At 52.4% G+C, this 19,886-nt stretch carries 20 protein-coding genes, 1 tRNA gene and 1 pseudogene; 13 read left to right on the forward strand and 9 right to left on the reverse strand.

Features of this window, described 5'->3' with window-relative positions:
- Positions 1 to 37 precede the first annotated feature (37 nt).
- Genes G4V39_RS05730 through G4V39_RS05745 form a run of 4 tightly spaced genes read left to right on the forward strand, consistent with a single transcriptional unit; the run spans position 38 to position 4,435 of the window.
- Positions 38 to 706: a Tll0287-like domain-containing protein gene (locus tag G4V39_RS05730; RefSeq protein ID WP_166032010.1), complete on the forward strand. Its 669-nt coding sequence runs from the start codon at positions 38 to 40 to the stop codon at positions 704 to 706.
- Between the two features lie 2 nt (positions 707 to 708).
- A complete protein-coding gene (locus G4V39_RS05735; RefSeq protein WP_166032011.1) occupies positions 709 to 1,866 on the forward strand; it encodes a M20 metallopeptidase family protein in 1,158 nt (385 codons plus the stop codon).
- Positions 1,867 to 1,868: 2 nt separating this feature from the next.
- Complete coding sequence (locus G4V39_RS05740; RefSeq protein ID WP_166032012.1) at positions 1,869 to 2,963, forward strand: carboxylate-amine ligase; 1,095 nt, start codon at positions 1,869 to 1,871, stop codon at positions 2,961 to 2,963.
- Positions 2,960 to 4,435, forward strand: a complete 1,476-nt coding sequence (locus tag G4V39_RS05745; protein WP_166032013.1) for a gamma-glutamyltransferase family protein — start codon at positions 2,960 to 2,962, stop codon at positions 4,433 to 4,435. The genes G4V39_RS05740 and G4V39_RS05745 overlap by 4 nt, the downstream gene beginning before the upstream one ends.
- A gap of 18 nt (positions 4,436 to 4,453) precedes the next feature.
- Here the strand turns inward: G4V39_RS05745 and gpmI are convergent, their stop codons facing one another.
- Entirely contained in the window at positions 4,454 to 6,001 is a 1,548-nt protein-coding gene (gene gpmI / locus G4V39_RS05750; protein ID WP_166032014.1) for a 2,3-bisphosphoglycerate-independent phosphoglycerate mutase, read from the reverse strand.
- 328 nt (positions 6,002 to 6,329) lie between these two features.
- Between gpmI and G4V39_RS05755 the strand changes: the two genes are divergently transcribed.
- A complete protein-coding gene (locus G4V39_RS05755; RefSeq protein ID WP_166032015.1) occupies positions 6,330 to 7,571 on the forward strand; it encodes a hypothetical protein in 1,242 nt (413 codons plus the stop codon).
- A 10-nt stretch (positions 7,572 to 7,581) separates the two neighbouring features.
- A complete protein-coding gene (locus tag G4V39_RS05760; RefSeq protein WP_166032016.1) occupies positions 7,582 to 7,869 on the forward strand; it encodes a hypothetical protein in 288 nt (95 codons plus the stop codon).
- Positions 7,870 to 7,890: 21 nt separating this feature from the next.
- Here the strand turns inward: G4V39_RS05760 and amrA are convergent, their stop codons facing one another.
- From amrA to G4V39_RS05785, 5 genes are read right to left on the reverse strand one after another with little or no spacing between them, the layout of a single operon-like run.
- Complete coding sequence (gene amrA / locus G4V39_RS05765; protein ID WP_166032017.1) at positions 7,891 to 8,478, reverse strand: AmmeMemoRadiSam system protein A; 588 nt, start codon at positions 8,476 to 8,478, stop codon at positions 7,891 to 7,893.
- 10 nt (positions 8,479 to 8,488) lie between these two features.
- Positions 8,489 to 9,778, reverse strand: a complete 1,290-nt coding sequence (locus G4V39_RS05770; protein ID WP_166032018.1) for a nucleotide sugar dehydrogenase — start codon at positions 9,776 to 9,778, stop codon at positions 8,489 to 8,491.
- Between the two features lie 24 nt (positions 9,779 to 9,802).
- Positions 9,803 to 10,027, reverse strand: a complete 225-nt coding sequence (locus G4V39_RS05775; RefSeq protein WP_166032019.1) for an acyl-CoA carboxylase biotin carboxyl carrier protein subunit — start codon at positions 10,025 to 10,027, stop codon at positions 9,803 to 9,805.
- Positions 10,015 to 10,644: a class II aldolase/adducin family protein gene (locus G4V39_RS05780; RefSeq protein ID WP_166032020.1), complete on the reverse strand. Its 630-nt coding sequence runs from the start codon at positions 10,642 to 10,644 to the stop codon at positions 10,015 to 10,017. Before G4V39_RS05780 ends, G4V39_RS05775 begins: the two co-directional genes overlap by 13 nt.
- On the reverse strand, positions 10,628 to 10,996 hold the full coding sequence (locus G4V39_RS05785; RefSeq protein ID WP_210412010.1) for a molybdenum cofactor biosynthesis protein MoaE: 369 nt from the start codon (positions 10,994 to 10,996) through the stop codon (positions 10,628 to 10,630). The genes G4V39_RS05780 and G4V39_RS05785 overlap by 17 nt, the downstream gene beginning before the upstream one ends.
- A gap of 142 nt (positions 10,997 to 11,138) precedes the next feature.
- Here G4V39_RS05785 and G4V39_RS05790 point away from each other — a divergent pair, with 142 nt between their 5' ends.
- From G4V39_RS05790 to G4V39_RS05805, 4 genes are all read left to right on the forward strand, one after another.
- Positions 11,139 to 13,025, forward strand: coding sequence for a DUF3373 family protein (locus tag G4V39_RS05790; RefSeq protein ID WP_166032021.1), 1,887 nt, complete (start codon positions 11,139 to 11,141; stop codon positions 13,023 to 13,025).
- Positions 13,026 to 13,160: 135 nt separating this feature from the next.
- Complete coding sequence (locus G4V39_RS05795; RefSeq protein WP_210412011.1) at positions 13,161 to 14,372, forward strand: type II secretion system F family protein; 1,212 nt, start codon at positions 13,161 to 13,163, stop codon at positions 14,370 to 14,372.
- A gap of 320 nt (positions 14,373 to 14,692) precedes the next feature.
- Positions 14,693 to 14,780 (forward strand) — tRNA-Leu (locus G4V39_RS05800).
- A gap of 37 nt (positions 14,781 to 14,817) precedes the next feature.
- Positions 14,818 to 15,198 carry a hypothetical protein gene (locus tag G4V39_RS05805; RefSeq protein WP_166032022.1) on the forward strand — a complete coding sequence of 127 codons (381 nt, stop codon included), beginning with the start codon at positions 14,818 to 14,820 and terminating at the stop codon, positions 15,196 to 15,198.
- Positions 15,199 to 15,315: 117 nt separating this feature from the next.
- Here the strand turns inward: G4V39_RS05805 and G4V39_RS05810 are convergent, their stop codons facing one another.
- Entirely contained in the window at positions 15,316 to 15,492 is a 177-nt protein-coding gene (locus G4V39_RS05810) for a hypothetical protein (protein ID WP_166032023.1), read from the reverse strand.
- Between the two features lie 171 nt (positions 15,493 to 15,663).
- On the opposite strand from G4V39_RS05810, the gene G4V39_RS05815 reads away from it, so the two are divergent.
- From G4V39_RS05815 to G4V39_RS05830, 3 genes and pseudogenes are all read left to right on the forward strand, one after another.
- On the forward strand, positions 15,664 to 15,927 hold the full coding sequence (locus G4V39_RS05815) for a transposase (RefSeq protein WP_166032024.1): 264 nt from the start codon (positions 15,664 to 15,666) through the stop codon (positions 15,925 to 15,927).
- A gap of 17 nt (positions 15,928 to 15,944) precedes the next feature.
- Complete coding sequence (locus tag G4V39_RS05820) at positions 15,945 to 16,628, forward strand: IS3 family transposase (protein WP_166032025.1); 684 nt, start codon at positions 15,945 to 15,947, stop codon at positions 16,626 to 16,628.
- A gap of 36 nt (positions 16,629 to 16,664) precedes the next feature.
- Positions 16,665 to 17,904: pseudogene (locus G4V39_RS05830) on the forward strand (IS256 family transposase).
- A gap of 114 nt (positions 17,905 to 18,018) precedes the next feature.
- Here the strand turns inward: G4V39_RS05830 and cysK are convergent.
- Together cysK and epsC are read right to left on the reverse strand one after the other, a co-directional pair.
- Positions 18,019 to 18,939, reverse strand: a complete 921-nt coding sequence (gene cysK, locus G4V39_RS05835; RefSeq protein WP_210412013.1) for a cysteine synthase A — start codon at positions 18,937 to 18,939, stop codon at positions 18,019 to 18,021.
- Positions 18,940 to 18,941: 2 nt separating this feature from the next.
- On the reverse strand, positions 18,942 to 19,883 hold the full coding sequence (gene epsC, locus G4V39_RS05840) for a serine O-acetyltransferase EpsC (protein ID WP_166032029.1): 942 nt from the start codon (positions 19,881 to 19,883) through the stop codon (positions 18,942 to 18,944).
- Positions 19,884 to 19,886: the final 3 nt, after the last annotated feature.

Consider the following 19,886-nt stretch of genomic DNA (forward strand, 5'->3'; position numbering starts at 1 on the left):
CGCCCTTAGGTAAAAATTCGGGAGAAGGGGGGAGGCAATGATTCGCACCCTAATTGCGGCCGCACTGCTAGGCTTCAGCCTTATCTTCTTTAGCCCGGCCTTTGCCAGTTTAAACGACAAGGTCATTCAAATCGGAGAGCGGGCCACAGTAGAATTGATGAAAAACCTCAAGTCTCGTCTGATAGCTGCCCTTGAGGAGGGCGATCCGGCTACCGCTATCTCTGTATGTGCCAATGTAGCCCAAGATCTGACCCACAAGCTGGCCCGTCAAATAGGCCCTGGAATCAAGATCAAACGCACCTCTTTTAAGTGGCGCAACCCTGCCGACGCCCCAGACAAATATGAAAAAGAGGTTCTTGATCTTTTAGAATGGATATACAAAGGTAAAAAAATTCTTCTGCCTTTTTATATCCAGGAAGTCACCGAAAACGGTCAGCCCTACTTTCGCTACTACAAGCCGATTTTAGTCCGGGAAGAGTGTCTCCTTTGCCACGGAGATCCTCGGGAGATGCCTGAAGAGATCGTTGAGACTTTAAAAAAGCTCTACCCCGAGGACAAAGCCACTGGCTATAAGCCTGGAGACTTCCGGGGAGTAATCAGGGTCTCTATTCCCAAAAAGCTCATAGAGACCTTGGTAAATCAGGAGGGCAACAAGCCTGACGAAGACGATGGTTGCATCCCCCCTCAGCTTCCTGGCAGAGACTAAGTATGGATGCCGACCTCACCAAGTGGATGATAGACATCCGCCGGACCATTCATTCCTGGCCGGAGCTTTCCTACCAGGAGGAGAAAACCGCTGAGTTCATCTCTGCCAGACTAAAAGAGCTGGGGATCCCTCACAGAACAGGGGTGGCCCGAACCGGCGTGGTGGCCGAAATAGACGGAGGTCCTGGGGCCACAGTGGCCCTGAGGGCCGACATGGACGCCTTACCTCTTAAGGAGGAAACGGGGCTCCCCTTTGCCTCCAGGGTGCCCGGCGTGATGCATGCCTGCGGCCACGATGGCCATGTGGCTATGCTTTTAGGGGCCGCGGCCCTTCTTTCCCAGAATCCGGGCCCGGGGAGGGTAAGGCTCATCTTCCAACCGGCCGAAGAAAAGGGCGCTGGGGCCCAGGAGATGATCCGCGAGGGGGTCCTGAGAGGAGTCTCAGCCATTTTCGGCGGCCATATTGACCGTCACTTTCAGGTGGGACAGATTGCCGTAAATGAGGGCCTCATTTGCGCTTATACCGACAGTTTCTCCATCTCTGTTCGGGGCCGGGGCGGCCATGCCGCCTGGCCGCATGAGGCCATAGACGCCATCGTTGTGGGCTCCCTGCTGGTTATGAGTATCCAGACCATTGTCTCCCGGGAGGTGAACCCAGCCTATCCCTGTGTGGTTACCGTAGGCAGATTTTCAGGGGGCTCAGCCCACAATGTCATCGCCGAGGAAGCCTTTCTTGAGGGCACCATTCGTTCCACCCATAAGGATATTCGCCGCCGGATTCATGAGGGTCTTAAACGCATCAGTCGGGCGGTGGGAGACCTCCACCGAGCTCAGGTAAAGATGACCATCAAGGAAGGATATCCACCGGTGATAAACAGCCCCCGAGAAACGGCCTGGGCCAAAGAAGCGGCCCAAACAGTTGTAGGCCCTTCCGGAGTGGTCAGTCAGCCCCATCCCAGCCTGGGGGGAGAAGACTTTGCCTTTTATCTGCGCAAGGTTCCCGGATGTTTCGTCCGCTTCGGAGCGGCTAAAGCGGGTCTAGAAGGCATTCCAGCCCATAGCCCCCGCTTTGATTTTGATGAAGGCGTCCTGCCTGTCGGAGCCCGGTATCTGGCTACTGTCGCTCGTATCGCCCTGGAGGGTCTTTCCAGGAAGGGTTAGCCATGGTCCGCTTCCGTCGCAGCCTCCCCTTTACCTTAGGCGTAGAGATCGAACTCCAGGTCCTCGATGCCCGGACCCTCTCCTTGACCCCTGGAGGCCCCAAAATTCAGCACCTGGCTGAGGAGAGACTTGGCCCCCTGGTCAAGCCAGAGGCCTTCTCCTCCATGCTGGAACTCATCACCCCTGTCTGCCAGGATCTGACCGAGGTGGACGAATTTCTCCGCGAGGCGCTCTCTTATCTTTTCTCTTTAGCCGAAGCAGAGGGTTTTCTCCTCTGGCCAGCCAGCCTTCATCCCTTCTCTCTGGCCGAAGAGCAACAAGTCTGGGATCATCCCCGCTACCACCGGATCTTTAAAGAGCTCCAGTTACCTGGACGGCGTTTTATTGCCCAGGGGCTTCACATCCACGTGGGCATGGAAACCCCGGAGGTGGCCATCAAAGTTTACAATTGGCTAAGGCCTTATCTCCCCCTCTTTCTGGCTCTAACCACCTCCTCACCCTTTTATGAAGGAAGACCGAGCGGGCTCTATTCCTATCGAAGCAAGCTATTTGAAGTCCTCCCCCTGGCCGGACTTCCCCGCTTTTTCAAGGATTGGCAGGAGTTCGAAGACCTCATCAACCTCCTCAACCGCTTAGAGATTATAGAATCCATCAGGGATCTCTGGTGGGATATCCGGATTCACCCCGACTTTGGCACCGTAGAAATTCGCATCTACGATGTTCCCACCCGCTATCAGGATATCCTGACAATTATCGACCTAACCCGGGCCCTGGCCAGATTGTTTTCCGAAGAAGAAGCCCCACCACCATGTCCACCGGAGGAAATTATCCGCTACAACAAATGGCAGGCCGGACGATACGGCCTTGACGGAACCTTCATCTCTCCGGACTTCAAGCGCCACAGCTTTCGAGAGCTGGCTCTCGGCTTAGGCCAGCAGATTTCGACCCTTGAAGCCCCTCAGGCCTTCTCCTATATTGAGGGGCTCCGAAGAATTCTTCAGCAAGGCACCGGGGCCCACCAGATGCTAGCTCTCTACAGAGAAGGCCTTCCTTTTGAGGAGATAATCCGACGGATAATTGGAGATTTTTGGTCATGAAGGGAGCCATCGCCTGTGGTAATCGATACACCGCCTTGGCCGGCCAAAAAATCCTTGAGGCCGGGGGTAATGCCTTTGATGCCTTAGTGGCAGCGGCCTTTGCCTCCGGGGTGACGGAGGCCGCCCTTACCAGCCTTGGAGGAGGAGGCTTCGCCCTTGTTCACCAGGCCTCAAATGAAAGGACCCTTATCTACGATTTTTTTGTCAACACCCCCGGCCTTGGGGCTCCGGGGAAGAAGCCGCAAGATTTTCAGAAGGTCACCCTTCACTTCGCTGCCTCCAGCCAGGATTTCAATATCGGCCTGGCCTCAGTAGCCGTTCCAGGCACCCTAAAGGGCCTTGTCTGCATCCATCAGGACCTGGGCTCCCTGCCTCTCAAGAGGGTAGTCCAGCCGGCCGTTCACTTTGCCCGGGAGGGGTTCGTGATTGATGCCTTTCAGGCCTACTGCTTCGCCATTCTTGAACCCATCTTCAAAAGCACCCCCGAATCAACGGCTATTTTCTGCCCTCAAGGACGCCCTCCCAAGGCGGGAGAAAGACTCCGCAACCCCCTTCTGGCCGACTTTTTGGAAGGTCTTCCCGAGACCCTAGAGTCCTTCTATAAAGGAGAAATTGCCCACCGAATAGCCCAGCTTATGGCCGAAGGAGGAGGCCTCCTTACCCAAGAAGATCTTTCGGCCTATCAGGTTATCCTCAGGGAGCCGCTCCGCTTTGACTTCTCCCGGGGAGTCCTGTTTACCAATCCTCCACCGGCCTTTGGCGGAGGCATGGTGGCCCTTTCACTCCAGCTTTTTGAAAATAGCTTCTCTGAAGGGGCCTTCTTGAGCCGGGAGCATCTTCTGGCCCTGGGGCAGGCCCTTTATGAAGCCCACCATCTAAGAGAAGGGGTCATTAAAGATCAGCCCCAAAGGATCCTTTCCCTCCTCAATCAGAGGCCTAGGGCCTCCCGGGGGACAACCCATATCAGCGTGGTGGATGGTCAGGGCAACCTGGCTGCCCTGACCATGACATTTGGCGAGGCCTCGGGCTATCTGGCGCCAAGGACAGGCATTGTCCTTAATAACATCATGGGTGAAGATGACCTCCACCCCCGAGGCTTTTTCGCCGACCCTCCCGGAAGACGGGTGGCCTCTATGATGGCCCCTAGCCTGCTTGTCTCCGAGGGAACCAAAACAGCCCTTGGGAGCGGAGGCAGCAAGCGTATCCGGTCGGCCATCTTCGAGGTAATAGCCAATCTGACCTTCTTCGGTCTGCCCCCCGAGAAGGCCGTCTCGGCCCCCAGGGCCCACTTTGATGGAGAAAGGCTCCAGATAGAACCCGGCTTTCCCCCGGAAGCCACAGAGGATCTCCCCTGGCCTCATAATATCTGGCCGGTAAAGGATCTTTACTTCGGCGGCGTCCACTTAGTAAATGACCAGTTTCAGGGAGCCGGCGACCAACGCCGAGCCGGGATCTTCGCCTTGGTAGAGTAGCGAAAACCCAAAAGAATTCTACTCTTCCAATAAAGGACGGCCTGTCATCTCCGAAGGGATGGGAAGCCCCATAAGGAAGAGCCCTGTAGGAGCAATGTCGGCCAGGATCCCCTGCCTTAGAGAGGCTCCTTTAAAGCGGTCATCTATAAGATAAAAAGGAACCGGGTTGGCCGTATGGGCGGTGTGAGGTCCGGTGTCGTCTATCATCTGCTCACAGTTTCCATGATCTGCGGTAACAATGACCGGCCCTCCTTGGTACTTTCTAAAGGCCTCAACCACCCTACCTACACACTCGTCCACCACCCGAACGGCAGTCATGGCCGCCTCAAGGACGCCGGTATGCCCAACCATGTCACCATTGGCATAGTTCATAACAATAAAGCCATAGTTTCTGTCTTTTATACGCTTAATCACCTCCTCCGTGACCTCAAGGGCGCTCATCTCGGGTTTGAGGTCATAAGTGGGGACTTCTCGAGGGGAGGGGATTAGTCGGCGATCTTCAAGAGGAAAGGGATTTTCTTCACCACCATTAAAGAAATAAGTCACATGGGCGTATTTTTCCGTCTCGGCAATTCGAAGCTGACGGATACCGGCCCGGCTGACTTCTTCTCCCCAGATGTGTTTGAGATGTTCTGGCGGAAAGGCCACCGGGAGATCAAAGGTTTCGTCATAAAGGGTCATACAGACAAAATAGGCCAGGCGGGGAAAACAGGGGCGCTGAAAGCCTTTAAAGCCATCCTGGGTAAGGGCCATGGTCAGCTGTCTGGCCCGATCAGCCCGAAAATTAAAAAAGATGACCACGTCTCCGTCTTCTACCAGGGCCACTGGCCGGCCCTGTCTGACCATCACCGTGGGTTTGATGAATTCATCTGTTTCTCCCCGCTCATAGGCAGTCTCAACGGCCTTAACCGGATCTTCAGCCTGGCGTCCTTCCCCCAAGACCAGAGCCCGCCAGGCGAGCTCAGTGCGCTCCCAGCGCTTGTCTCTGTCCATAGCGTAGTAGCGCCCCGAGACCATGGCTATCTGGCCACAGTTAAGCTCGACCATCTTCTGAACCAGGGTCTGAATATATTTGACTCCGCTTGTGGGAGGCGTGTCTCGACCGTCAGTGAAAGCATGGACAAAGGTCTTTTGACAAAGCCCATGGATTTTGGCCATCTGGAGGAGGGCGTAGAGATGCTCCATATGACTGTGCACGCCACCATCTGAAACCAGCCCCATAAGATGGACCTTTCCCCCCGAGGACTTGGCCCGAACAAAGGCCTCCTTTAAGACCTGGTTCTCAAAGAAACTCCCTTCTTTGATGGCCAGATTGATGCGGGTAAGATCCTGATAGACAATGCGCCCCGCCCCGATATTAAGGTGCCCTACCTCAGAGTTTCCCATCTGGCCTTCGGGAAGCCCGACGGCTTCTCCGGAACACTTAAGGAGGGTGAAGGGATACTCCCTCTGATAACGCTCAAGGTTCGGTGTGCCGGCCAGCCGGATGGCATTCCCCTCGACCTCATCTCGCCAGCCCCAGCCATCAAGAATGATCAAAAGAAGCGGCGACAACTCCTCAGCCATGATTCCTCCAGCCTTTTTCGTTTTGCCCAATAATAGGCCTGAGAACAAAGGGGAGCAAGAAAGCTTTTAAATAAACCAAACAAGAAAAAAGACAAACAATTCATCTGGGCCCTTCAACCCCACAGATATCTCCCGCCTTTCTTAACAAAAATTTTTTCCTGATTGACAACCTAAATAGTTACTGATATTTAGTCGCAGTTTCTTTGGATTATAAAAATCCTTAATAACAAAGGAGGTTTCCAGATGAGTCCCTAAAAAAACATCGTGTTTTTTTACAACCATAATTGTTAAAGCATTGCAGAATTAATTTCTATAAGGAGGTGCCGTCATGAAAATTTTGCTAAGGGGAATCCTGATCCTCTTCCTGTTGGCCGTTGCTTCTCCCTCATGGGCCGAACTCAGCGACAAAGAAAGGCTGGAAATCCTGGAGAAGAAGGTCGAAGAACTGCTTAAGCGACAAAAGGCAGCCGAAACCCAGGCCCCACCAAGGAGATCAGCCTCTGAGAATCGCTTTGGTATCGGTGGTTATGGCGAAATCCACGCCAACATCAGTGAAGGGCGAGATTCCAAGGGCTACTCTAATGACAAGGTAGATATTCACCGCCTGGTGCTTTACTTAGGCTATGACTTCTCCGACTGGATCAAGTTCCAGTCAGAAATCGAACTAGAACATGCCTATGTCCAGGGTGATGACGGGACCCTGGGGTTTGAGCAGGCCTATGTTGACTTCCTGCTCTCTCCTTACCTTAACTTCCGCGTGGGCCGGGTCCTGACTCCCCTGGGGATCATCAACCTCCGCCACGAACCCCCGGCCTTCTATGGTGTTGAACGACCGTCCTTCGCCACCTACATAATTCCCACCACCTGGGCCTCCGATGGAGGCGGAATCTTTGGAGACTTAGGCCCCTCTCTTCGCTACCAACTCTATCTGGTAGGCGGCCTTGACGGCTCTAAGTTCTCTGCTCTCAACGGAATACGTAAAGGACGCATAAAGGAACGGCCCAGCTTAAACGCCCCGGTTCTTACTGGCCGTCTAGACTTCTACCCGGGCACCCTCTGGCCCTGGGAGACCCTCAGCGGTCTTCGCCTGGGAGCCTCGTTTTATTACGGAGGCATCAACAATGGCGACAACGGCAAGGACCCAGATATAGACGGAAAAATCGGAATTTACTCCGCTGACTTTGAGTTTGTTTGGAAAAAGGTCGATCTCCGTGGGGCCTTTGCCTTTACTCGCCTGGAAGACACCCAGGGCCTTCCCCAGGGCGTGGCCAAAGAAATGCTGGGCTACTACCTTGAGGCCGGCGTCCATATCTGGCCAGAGGCCTGGAAACAAGGACGGCTCAGCCGCTCTGATGCCGTGGTCTTCGTTCGCTACGATGACTACGACACCCAACATGCCATGCCTAAAGGAGTGGTTCGGGATCCGGCCGGTGACCGCTTTGATTGGACCTTCGGGATCAACTTCTACCCCGTTCCCAATCTCGTCCTAAAGATAGACTATCAGGTCAAGAAGTCTGACGGACCTGATCCGGCCGACATGATAAACCTGGGCGTAGGCTGGCAATTCTAGGAGGGTGACTATGAAAAGGATAATTTTTTTGCCCGGCTTATTGATAATTTGTCTTAGTCTCTTTTATGGATGTGCCTCGACTCCCAAAGGTAGCTCCCCTAGTCTTTCCGCGGGTAAGGCCTACTACCTTAAGGAATGCGGGGCCTGCCACCGACACATAAGGCCCGAGGAGCGGACAGCTTCAGAATGGCCGGCGATTCTGGAAAGACATCGAATAAGGGTCTCCCTGACTCCAGAACAATTCGACAGCCTGAGCCAGTATATCCTGGCCGGCGCCAAGAAGGATAACTCCCCATAGCTTCCCTTTGGCCTCGGCCCTTTATCCCCTGGCAAAGGGGCCGAGGCCAAAGTCCTTCTCGGAGAAAATCTCGGCCGTAAAGGTGTAGATTTCTGTCTCGGGATCCTGCCAGCAGCCCGGCGGAAGTCCGGCCTTAAGACAGGTGTGGTCAAGAAAGGTATAGCGATCCCAGCCATACTCCGTGGCCACCTGAGGGAGGAGAACCCCCCGGTTAAGGCCCCGGACAATGTAGATTCCATGCCGGCCGACCTCAATCTCCTCCGGCCCCAGAACCCTCCTCATGGGAGATAGAACCGAGATCTCAATGTCTATCAGAGGCAACTCCCGAGCGGAAAGGGGCGGAAAGCGAGGATCAGAAAAGGCGGCCTCCTGGGCCATCTGGGCGATGGTAAGGTAAAGAGGCCCCTCCGGGAAAAAGGTGCCGATACAGCCCCGAAGTTGCCCCCGGATATGGAGGGTCACAAAGGCCCCCAGCGGGGAGCGAAGCTTGGGTGACTCAACCCGTGGGAACCTGATCTCCCGACCCTCAAGACGAGCCGCTATAGCCTCTCGGGCTATCTTAAGAAGAAGAATCTTTTCTTCATTGGAGAGGCCCAGCACCTCAACCATGGCTACCCTCCTAAAGGCGCCAGTAACGGTAAGGGGTGGAGGCAAAGTCTGCTGCCGAAAACAGCCCCTTGACATCTATAATCACTCCCCGCCCCGGGCGTAAGGTAGCCACGATACCCTCTGGACCAAGCTCTCGGTAGGCCTCATGGGCCACGGCCAGAATCACCGCATCAAGCCCCCGGGGAGGATCAGGATATAGGCGCAGACCGTAGAGCTCTTCTGCCAGGAGGGGATCGGCCAGAGGATCATGGACTTCGGGCTCAATGCCGTAGTCTCTAAGCTCGTAGATAATGTCCACCACCCGGGTGTTGCGGATGTCTCGACAATTTTCCTTAAAAGTCAGGCCCAGGATCCCTACTCTGGCCCCATCAACCCTGATGCCGGCCTTGATCATCTCTTTGATGGCTTTCTGGGCAACGTAAATGCCCATAAAGTCATTTATCCTGCGGCCGGCCAGGATTACCTGGGGGTGATAACCCAACTCCTGGGCTTTATAGGTAAGATAGTAAGGGTCAACCCCAATGCAGTGCCCGCCTACCAGGCCAGGCCTGAACGGGAGAAAGTTCCATTTAGTGCCGGCACACTTCAGAATCTCTAAGGTATCCAGCCCCATAAGGTTGAAGATGATGGCCAGTTCGTTCATGAGGGCGATGTTAAGATCTCGCTGGGTGTTCTCAATAACCTTGGCCGCCTCGGCCACCTTGATGCTGGGGGCCCGATAGACCCCGGCTTCAACCACCAGCTCGTATGTCCTGGCTACCGTCTCTAAAGTCTCCTCATCCTGGGCCGCTACAACCTTAATTACCCGGGCCAAAGTGTGCTCCTTGTCTCCGGGATTAATACGTTCCGGGGAGTAGGCCACTTTGAAATCCTGACCGGCCTTAAGGCCTGAAGCCTCCTCCAGAACCGGCAGACAGACCTCCTCGGTAACCCCTGGATAGACGGTTGACTCATAGACGACAATGGTTCCCGGAGAGAGGTTGGCCCCGATGGTCCGACTGGCGGCCAAAAGGTGGCTAAGATCCGGAAGCTTATGAACATTGATGGGGGTAGGGACGGCAACGATTATGAAGTCCGCCTCGCGCAGGCGACCGGCCTCGCCAGTAAACTCAAGATACCTGGCGGCAATAAACTCCTCTGGAGGCACCTCTCCTGCCGGATCCTTACCCTGCTGATAAGCAGAGACCTTGGCTCGATTAACATCGTAACCTATAGTGGGTACCTTTTTGCCAAATTCTATGGCCACCGGAAGGCCAACATAACCAAGACCGACAACAGCTATTTTTTTGATCTCTCTCATCTCTAGTTAATCTGAAATCGGTTATCAGCTGTTAGCACACTCAATTACTAGCATGATACTCTCTTTTTGGACTACCTGCCCCGAAGAGATATGCACAGCAACAATCCTCCCGGTACAGGGAGCTTGAATAGGTATGTAGACCTTCATGGCCTCAAGTTGCATCAATTCCTCACCCTTATTGACCATCTTCCCCGGCCAGACAGAAATATCCACCACTGTGGCCGTAAGAGGGGCCCTTACTTCAAGCATGGGTAAAAACGCCGCAGGCGATCGAGTTCTTCTATCCCCAGGGGTAAGACCCCCGGGTTGAGAGCATAGGCTAACCAGTGGGTCCGGGCCAAGTGCTCCAGCATATCTGTAAGATTAAAAGCCTCTTCCAGGTCTGCCCCCAGGGTTACCAGGCCATGACGTTCGAGGATGATTGCTTTGGAACGCCGGATAAAAGGCTCAACCACCGCGGGAACTTCGTCACTTCCCGGCACGGCGAAGGGAGCCTTCTCTAAGTCTGCAAAAAAAAGGGCCCCTTCGGCCAGAAGAGGACGGCGGAGATCATATCCGGCAAGGGTGACCGCGAGCACATAGGGAGGATGGGTGTGAACCACAGCCCGAACATCAGACCTCAAATTATATATGTGGATATGAAGACGGATCTCTGAAGAGGGCTTGGGGCCGGAAACCAGCCTGCCTGCCATATCCAGGCAGGAGATGTCCTCTGGCTCAAGCCAGCCCTTGTTTCTCCCTGAAGGGGTGGTCAGGAGGCGGCCGTCGTCAAGCCTCAGGCTTACATTGCCTTCACTGCCGGCAATAAGCCCTCGTTCGTAAAGCCGGCGGCAGACATCTACAAGCTTTTTAACCTCGGCCTGCAATAACGATCTCCTCCTTTTCGGTAACCTCAGCCTTGATGGCCTCAAGAAGCTCTGAAAGACAGGCCAGCACATTTTGGCGGAAATCTCCAGCCACCACCAGATACATAAGATCCTCCCCTACCCAAAACTCACCCTCCTTTAAAGAGGCTTCAACAGCTACAATCCCTGGACGCTGGCGAGCCTCCTCAAGAAGCTCTGAAAGACGTTGCCAGTTAACCTTGACCCTTATCCTTTCTACCTGATGGCCATTTCTTGTCAGCCCCCGGACAATTCCATTGTGGACAAGGATCATACCTGCCCGGTGGATATCAGGAGAGGACTTAATGCGCTCTAAAAGTTGAGATAACGTCACGAAGATTAATTACCAGTTCTGAAAGAGATTTGTCTAGAAATTTTAAGAATGGTTAAAAATTTAGCCCTTGACCTTGGAAAAAGGTCGGGATAGAGGGGACAATATCCTCAATAATTATCATCCTAAAATATAGGAGGTTCCTATGAGGCGTTGGTTGAGTATTGTGATGGTCTTTCTTTTTCTTTTTGGGTTGGCGCCTTTGGCCTCAGCCGCTCCAAGCACCGAAGAGCTAATGCGTCGCATTGAGCAACTCACCCGAGAGCTTGAAGCCTTAAAGAGCCAGCTCAAAGAGATTAAAGCCACCCAGGAAGAGCAGAGCGAAACCGTGGCCGATGTTAGTGACACCATTGAGGAATTCAAAGATAACATGGGCAAGTTCAAGATCTGGGGAGATATCCGGGCCAGAGTGGATTCAGCCAGCGCCCATGTACCGGCTAACAAGTATATGTTTAGCCTTCTCCCAACTTTCACCCAGTTCCGGGTGGCGTCCGGGGCAACTTTAAGCGGAACTGACGCGTTGGGGAACCCTATAGACTCAAATAAATATTACTTTGTTAGCTCCGGCGGACATGCTTTGGTAAATTTAGATCCGCAGCTAAAGGAACGCTTTACCAGAGCTGGGCAAAGCCACAGTCAAGACAATGATACCATCTATACCAACCGCATGCGGATAAACTTCAAGGTCAACCCCACAGAAAACACCAACGTTAAGGTCCGTCTTTCCTACTATAAAATATGGGGAATGACCAACGATTACATTGCCCCCGGTCTTTTCCCCCCCACCACCAATAATTTCACCCTCGGGGTCAGGCCGGCTGACAATGCCCTTTATGTGGACCGGGCCTACTTCAACTGGGTAAATGTCGGCGGTCTGCCCATGTGGGTCTCCTTCGGTCGCCGTCCGACCACCCATGGTGTTCCCAGTCAGCTCCGCGAAGGCCTTGACAACCGCGAGGCCAGCCCGGCGGGAATTAACATTGATGTTCCCTTCGACGGAGCCACCATTGGCTTCCAGTATTCTTGGCCTTGGCGCGGTCGAATCCGCTTCTGCTATGGCCGCGGCTTTGAGTCTGGCTTCAAGATGCCTCTTGACCGGGCCAAAGATGACATTGACTTCTATGGCTTTGTCTGGGATGTCATCGATGAGCCTGAGAAAGACATGCTCCTGGTTGTCCAGCTCTTTAAGGCCGAAGGGGTGATGGGTTTCCCCGATGGCTCTTGGTATATGTTCTCCCCTCTTTTTGGTCAGTGGACGCCCTTTTCTGTAACCAGTCAGTATAACTTGGGAGACATCTACGAACTCGGGGCCACCTGGATGCACAAGATAGATGTCCCCGCCGTGGGCCTTAAAGGCGTAGATTACTTCGCCTCGGTGGGTGTCTCCATCACTGATCCAGATACCTATGGCTACATGGGAATGCCTCTTAACCACGATGGTGACATGCTTTACATGTATTACACTCTCCTTGGAGGCCCCTATCTGACTTTGGGGCACAACTTTAATCCTCTTTACACCCCCAATCAGGCCACCGCTCGTTGGGATGACCTAGGCACCAAGGCCGGTTGGGCTGTTTATCTCGGCACCAGAATCCCCATTACCAGGTTCAACGCCAAACTCGGCCTGGAGTATAACTATGGCTCCAAGTGGTGGTTGCCATTTATGGTGGGCAGCGATGATATCTACTTCAACAAGCTGGCCACCCGAGGACACGTGGGCGAGATCTACTGGATCCAGGATCTTCCGGTAGGTGAGGCCCTTAACAAGTATGCCAGGGCCTCTTTAAGAATTGGTTTCCAGTATTTCTGGTTTAACTATACCGGAAGTGGGCTCTGGCTAGGCAAACCCAAACAGATAGACAGTGATATCCAAAAAGATATCCAAAGCTTCAATCAGATGATAAGCAACTTCTCTAGCTATCTGGCTGGAGGGCCGGTTCCTACTAGCATGCTGGAAATTAGTCAGGCCACCATGTTCATGCCTATCGACCACATGTACAATCTTTACGTATCCTTTGAGTTGAACTTCTAAGATCATTCATCAGGGAGGCGGGTGACCCGCCTCCCTCCTTCTCGCCCCTACCCACTAAAGAATCCTCCTCTTTAAGCCGATTTTTTAATAAGGCTTTCGGTCTTTTTGGTAAAAAATTTTCTCCGGAGGTAAGCATTGGCTGTCTATGTATGGGTAGGGAAGGGGCCCGATGGTTCCAAGAAAAAGGGAGAGATGGAAGCCCCCGATGAAAGACTAGTTCGCCTTCATCTCCGCCGCCTTAAAATTACTCCCATTAAAATCAAGCCCAAATCCAAGGGATTAACAGACTATATCCCCTTTCTTCGTCCTAAAGTAAAAGCCAAAGAATTGGTAGTTTTTACCCGCCAGCTGGCCACAATGATCAACGCTGGCCTTCCGTTGGTCCAGGCCCTTGATGCTTTGGCTCATCAGCAAGAAAACAAAACCTTTAAAGAAATCATCCAGAATATTAAGGCCGACGTGGAAGGGGGGCTTAGTCTTACCGAGGCCCTTAAGAAGCACAAATGTTTCGACAATCTTTATACCAACATGGTTCAGGCCGGAGAGATGGGGGGCAACTTAGATGAAGTTCTTATGAGACTGGCCACTTATATGGAAAAATCTTTAAAACTTAAAAAGAAGATCAAAGGTGCCCTTACCTATCCGGCCATAGTGGTTTCCATTTCTGTAATTGTGGTAACTATAATTTTGCTGTTTGTTATTCCCGTCTTTGAAAAGATGTTCTCTGACTTTGGCAAGGCCTTACCGCTACCCACTCAGATCGTCATCGCTATAAGCAATTTTGTCAAAAATTATATCCTGGCCATCATTGGGGGAATAATTCTGGGATCTATGGCCCTTAAGCGCTATTACGCTACCGAAAAAGGACGACGCCAGATAGATGCCCTCATCCTTAGAGTACCTGTCTTTGGCCCACTGATTCGCAAAGTGGCCGTAGCCAAGTTTGCCCGCACTCTAGGAACCTTAATAAACAGCGGCGTTTCCATAATTGAAGCCCTTAAAGTAGCGGCAGCCACAGCAGGCAATAAAGTTGTCGAAGAGGCCATCCTCAACGTGAGGGCCAACATAACTGAAGGGCGATCTATTGCCGACCCCTTAGAAGAAAGTGGAATTTTTCCCCATATGGTGGTTCAGATGGTGGCCGTAGGTGAATCCACCGGAGCCCTTGATACCATGCTCAACAAGGTAGCCGAGTTTTTTGAGGATGAGGTCGATGCCACTGTCGAAGCCCTAACAAGTATGATCGAACCATTCATGATTGTCTTCTTGGGAGGCACCATTGGCGGCATTATTGTAGCCATGTATCTACCCATATTTCAGATTGGTGATATTGTTAGTGGCCATTAATATCGTTAATATTGCTCAAAAAAAACCCCCCGGGCCCCTTGGGCCCGGGGGTGAGGAGTGGGGCAGAGAGAGGAGGCTTCTTACATATTTATCTTTCGGGTAATCTACCTGGGAACTTAAAAAATTTTGCCTAATATTTATTACCTACTTCTCCCCTACCTCCTTTAACCTTCTGGAGTTCTGAAGAAAGGCTCTTCTAGAACGAAAAGCTCTGCCGCTTAAATTAAGGTACGGCCCCTGTATAAAATGCTCCAAGCCTGGACCATCCTTGAAAAGGGGGGCTAAAGCTGTTATCCCTTGAAGGCCGAAGAATTTACCTTGCCCGGGTGGCGGAACTGGTAGACGCAGGGGACTTAAAATCCTCTGGGGCAATCCCCCGTGCCGGTTCGAATCCGGCCCCGGGCACCAAGACTCGCAAATTCCTACCATTTTTAAAGCTCACCAGGTGGCCCTCGAAGACGCCGTCACCTGGCCGAACTTCAGCCGTTTTTTGAAGCCAAGATCGGCCGTCCCATCACCGGAACTGTCCTGCGGGAAAGAGCCCAAGGAGGCCATAAGCGCCCAAACCCAGACGGTGTATTTGAACGACGAGACGCTTACCACCCACAAGGAAGGTCATCCCCATCTTGGAGAAATAGTTACCAAAGAAGGCGACAAATACCTCGTTTCCCTAAAACGAGGAGAAAAGCATTATTACGCCATTGTCAAAACGACTCAAGACCTCAAGGAGATTTGCCTGCTCCCACTGCGCTACATCAACGAAGAGCACACGAAGAGCACATCAGGAGGGGCTCTCAAACGTGGGGAGGTCGTCTACCGCAAATAGGCCCTGGGGAGGGACCCTCATGTCCCCTCCTGAGCTCTCTGACACGCCTTATTAAGGCGTGGAAGCACGGCCGGGGGATTTACCGCGTCACCAGGGCCTAACCTTAAAAATGGAATCCTAAGCGAGGAGTCCCCGGGCTCCCCTGGGGCCTATGCGGCGGGCCCCCACACACCGCCGACGGAACTTTTTGCGTGCCGGGACACGCTCAGCATCTCGCCGGGGGATTCTTTCCCCTAGGCCCAGATCCGAAATAAGGAGAGAGATGATGGGAATCAAGATGAAACGTGGCCGCAAACAAACTCCTTAAACAGCTCTGGGAGCACCTCAGGGGGCCTTAATCCGGTGATGAAAGAAATGGGAGGTGCTGACCCCTCCGTCCAGGAGAATGACCTGCTTCCCATTTTTCGAACCACCTGGGGTGTTAGGATTTATAGCTGAAGCAATTTAAAACCATGGAGGTAGGCCATGAAAAAGTTTACCATCGACCAGATCATAAGAATCCTGGCCGAAGCCGACACCCCGGGAAACTCCGTAGCCGCTACCGCAAGAAAATACGGAGTCTCAGAACAAACCATTTACAGGTGGAGAAAGAAATATCGCGGTTTCTCCGCCTCCGAGGCTAAACGTCTTAAAGCTCTCGAAGAAGAAAATGCTCGTCTCAAACGGCTCCTTGCCGAAAAAGAACTCGAAATCCAGGCCCTGACCCAGGTCATTAAAAAAAATTTCTAACCCCAGAGGAAAAGAAAATGTTAGCCACTCAATTAGTAGAAAATGGTCTGTCTTTAAAGAAAGCCCTTCGCCTGGTGGGCCTTGCCAAGTCCTCCTACTTCTATCAAAGCAAAAGAGCTTCCTTAGATAAGGCCTGGGCCAAAAGATTAAAAGAGCTTGCCCTTAAGAATCCGGCTTATGGCTACCGCAGACTCTGGGCCCTTCTGAGACGAGAAGGATTCAAGGTGGGACTCAAGAGAGTCTACACCTTATACAGAAAGCTGGGCTTAGCTTTATCCTTTCGTAAAAAGCGAGGGTATCGAAAGAGTCAGGTTCCGGAGGATACCTTTCCTCTTGAGCCGGCAAGGAGGCCTCTTAAGCGCTGGAGCATAGATTTCAAGGAAAAGAGGCTTTCTGATGGGAGCAAGGTCAGAATTCTACAGGTTTTGGATGAAGCCGTGAGGTATTTGCTTGGAGGCTGGTGGGACAGAAGGATAAGCGGGGAGGAGGCGGCAGAATATTTTGATCACTTATGTCGGACCTATGGTCCTCCGAATGAGATTCGGAGGGACGATGGGCCTGAGTTTCGGTCCGGGGCCTTCCAGGAGGTCCGGCAGAAGTGGCGGATCAAGGAGAGGGTAATTCCTCCGGGCAGTCCATACTGGAACGGATTCATCGAAAGCTTTCACGGGAAAAGGGGGGGCAGGAGAAATTTTGTGTAAGGGTAAAATTTGGAAGACCTCAAAAGGAGGGAGGTTATGCCCAGACGCAAACTTGAACCCTATCCCTTCCCTGAGGACTGGCTCGAAGAAATGGTTAAAAGAATTTGGGAAGCCAAAGCCAAAGGCCAAAAGCCCATTCTCTCTCAACTGCTTGAATCCCTTATCAATGCCATCATGGTTAAGGAACGCGAGCTCTTCCTCAAAAAATCACCTTGAAAACTCCGCTAACGGCTTCTACCACAGAAACCTCTACCTCTCCTTCGGTAACCTCAATCTCAAAATCCCTAGAGTCCGAATTGGCCATTCTTTTAGGCCCGCCATCCTTCCCGAACGCTGGAAACGCGTCGATAAAGACTACGAAGAACTGCTCATCGCCATGCTGGCCAACGGCTACTCCAAAGCCCAAATCCAAAGAACTTTGAAGAAATTAGGTCTCCCCTATTCCGAAGAATCCCTAGAAGATGTCCTCGAGTTCATCCAGGAAAAGCTCGACTTCTACCGCAAACAGCCCCTTAAACCCGACTGGTTCGCCGTCTTTATTGATGCCTACTGGGGAAAAATCAAAGATCCAGAGTCCGGAACCCTGCGAGATCTCTCCGTCTTTGTGGCCCTGGGAATAGATTTCACCGGGACCAAACACATCCTTGGCTTCTGGCCGCTTAAAGGCCGTGAATCAAAGGCCTTCTGGATAGAAGTGCTTCAGGACCTCATAAATCGAGGTCTCAAAAGACCTCTCCTTTTCGTGACCGATGATTTCCGGGGCCTAACCGAAGTCATAAAACAACTCTTCCCCTACGCCCAGCATCAGCTCTGTCTCCTCCACCTCCAGCGAAACCTTAAGGCCAAGCTCTCCACAAAAGCCTATCGCAAAGTGAGATCCCTCTTTGCCAAGCTCCGCATAGCCTCTGACAAACAAGAAGGCGAAAGGCTCTTTGCAGAACTTTGCCAGGTGGTCAAGGAAGAATATCTGGACTGGGGACAGAGTCTGGAAAATAAGGCCTTTCACTACCTGGCTTTCCTGGATTATCCTCAAGAGGTCCGTAAACACATTTACTCCACCAACCCCGTAGAAAGTATTAACGCCGGGTTGGAAAGAATGGCCATAGATCTTGGAAATTACTTCCCTTCGGAAAGGGCCCTAGAGGTGAATCTTTTCGTCCAGATGGCTAATCTTCAGGATCGATGGTGGAGAAAACCTATGCCCAGTGTTCAAGCCGTAAGCTATGAACTCCAGCAGAAGTTCATCTTGACCTATGAACTTGAAGCAGTACTCTAAAATGGAAAAAGTACCTGTTAAGCCTTACACAAAATTCCCTATAGGCCCCCTGGACTTTGGTCTTAAGAGAAAGCGGAGTAGGGAAGAGTTCACAGCCTATTTCTTGGCAGAAAGTTAGCTTACAAAAAGTTCTGTACTCAGGTAGCGTTCCCCAGTATCTGGCAGTATGCAGACAATAACTTTGCCTCGCGATTCAGGGCGTCGGGCCACCTCCAGGGCGGCCCAAGTTGCCGCCCCTGCGGATATGCCAGCCAGGATTCCTTCTTCTCTGGCCAGACGTCTAGCCGTCTCCATCGCCACCTCGGATTTTACCTGAACAACCTCATCAATTATCTGAAGATTAAGAATTTTGGGGATAAAGCCCGCTCCTATACCTTGTATTTTGTGAGGCCCTGGAGCCCCTCCCGAGAGGACAGGAGACTCCGCTGGCTCCACGGCCACGGCCCGAAAGGATGGTTTCCGAGCCTTAATAACCTCGGAGACCCCGGTAATGGTCCCCCCTGTTCCCACTCCCGCTACCAGAATATCCACCCGACCCTGGGTATCCCGCCAGATCTCCTCAGCTGTGGTGCGACGATGGATTTCAGGATTAGCAGGGTTTGAGAACTGATCTGGCATATAAGCGTTGGGGATCTCCTGAAGCAGCTCCTTGGCCTTTTCGATGGCGCCACGCATTCCCAGCTCCCCGGGCGTGAGGACAAGTCGGGCCCCAAAATGTTTAAGGAGGGCCCTTCTCTCCAGGCTCATGGTCTCTGGCATGGTGAGAACAAGGGAATACCCTCGAGCGGCACAGACAAAGGCCAAGGCAATACCCGTGTTGCCGCTGGTGGGTTCGATAATAGTTGTTCCCGGCCCAATGAGGCCCTGCCTTTCAGCAGCCTCAATCATAGCCAGACCGATGCGATCTTTGACACTGGAGAGAGGATTCCGTGACTCCAGTTTTCCGTATATCTCTGCTTTTAGACCCTGAGCGATTCGAGTCAGGCGCACAAGAGGCGTTCGGCCAATAAGCTCGGTAATGTTGTTAACAACCATTTTCACACCCCTAAGTTTTTCCTGATCTTTCGAAGAAGATGAAGCTCTGGAGCCTTAAGTAAGACCTTGGTGTCTGGAGGAACACTTTCTGTGAGCCAGACGTTTCCACCAATGATGGAGCGAGCTCCGATAACCGTCTCTCCACCAAGGATGGTGGCGTTAGAATAGATGATAACATCGTCTTCGATTGTAGGATGACGCTTACGATAGCGGAGTTCCTCCACAGCCTCCTTGGGGACAGAAAGGGCTCCTAAAGTAACTCCCTGGTAGATCCTTACCCGTTCACCGATAATAGTTGTCTCGCCGATAACCACACCAGTTCCGTGATCAATAAAGAAACTTCGACCAATGGTAGCCCCCGGATGGATGTCGATTCCGGTCAGACTATGGGCATGCTCGGTCATGATACGGGGGATAAAGGGGACTTTGAGGCGGTAGAGTTCATGGGCCATCCGGTAGATGCTTATAGCGAGAAAGCCCGGGTAGCAGAAGATAATCTCATGGCGGCTTTTGGCCGCCGGATCCCCTGTGAGGGCGGCCTCAATGTCTGTTAGGAGAATGCTCTTTATCTCTGGGAGCTTCTGGATAAACTTTAGGGCCAGCTCCTCCCCCAAAGTTGATACAGGGAGCCCCTCTCCCCTACTTAAAGCCTCATACCTTAAGGCCAGGTTGATCTGACGAGAAAGCTCCTCAAAAAGACGGTTTATCTCTTCTCCTAGATAATACTGAAGATTTTCTGGATTGATATTGGTCTGTGAAAAGTATCCCGGGAAGAGGATCCTTCTGGCCCGATGGATAATGCGGACCACCTCTTCGTGAGAGGGGATAGGAAGAGTGCCAGTTCGATCCCAGTAACCCCTCTCCTCCCAAGAGGCAGCCAAGTGATCCACCACTGAATGAAGCTCGCGGTACCAGTTTGGACCCTTGTCTGAAGGCTTAGTCATAAG

The sequence above is a fragment of the Thermosulfuriphilus ammonigenes genome (assembly GCF_011207455.1).
Lineage (GTDB): Bacteria > Desulfobacterota > Thermodesulfobacteria > Thermodesulfobacteriales > ST65 > Thermosulfuriphilus > Thermosulfuriphilus ammonigenes.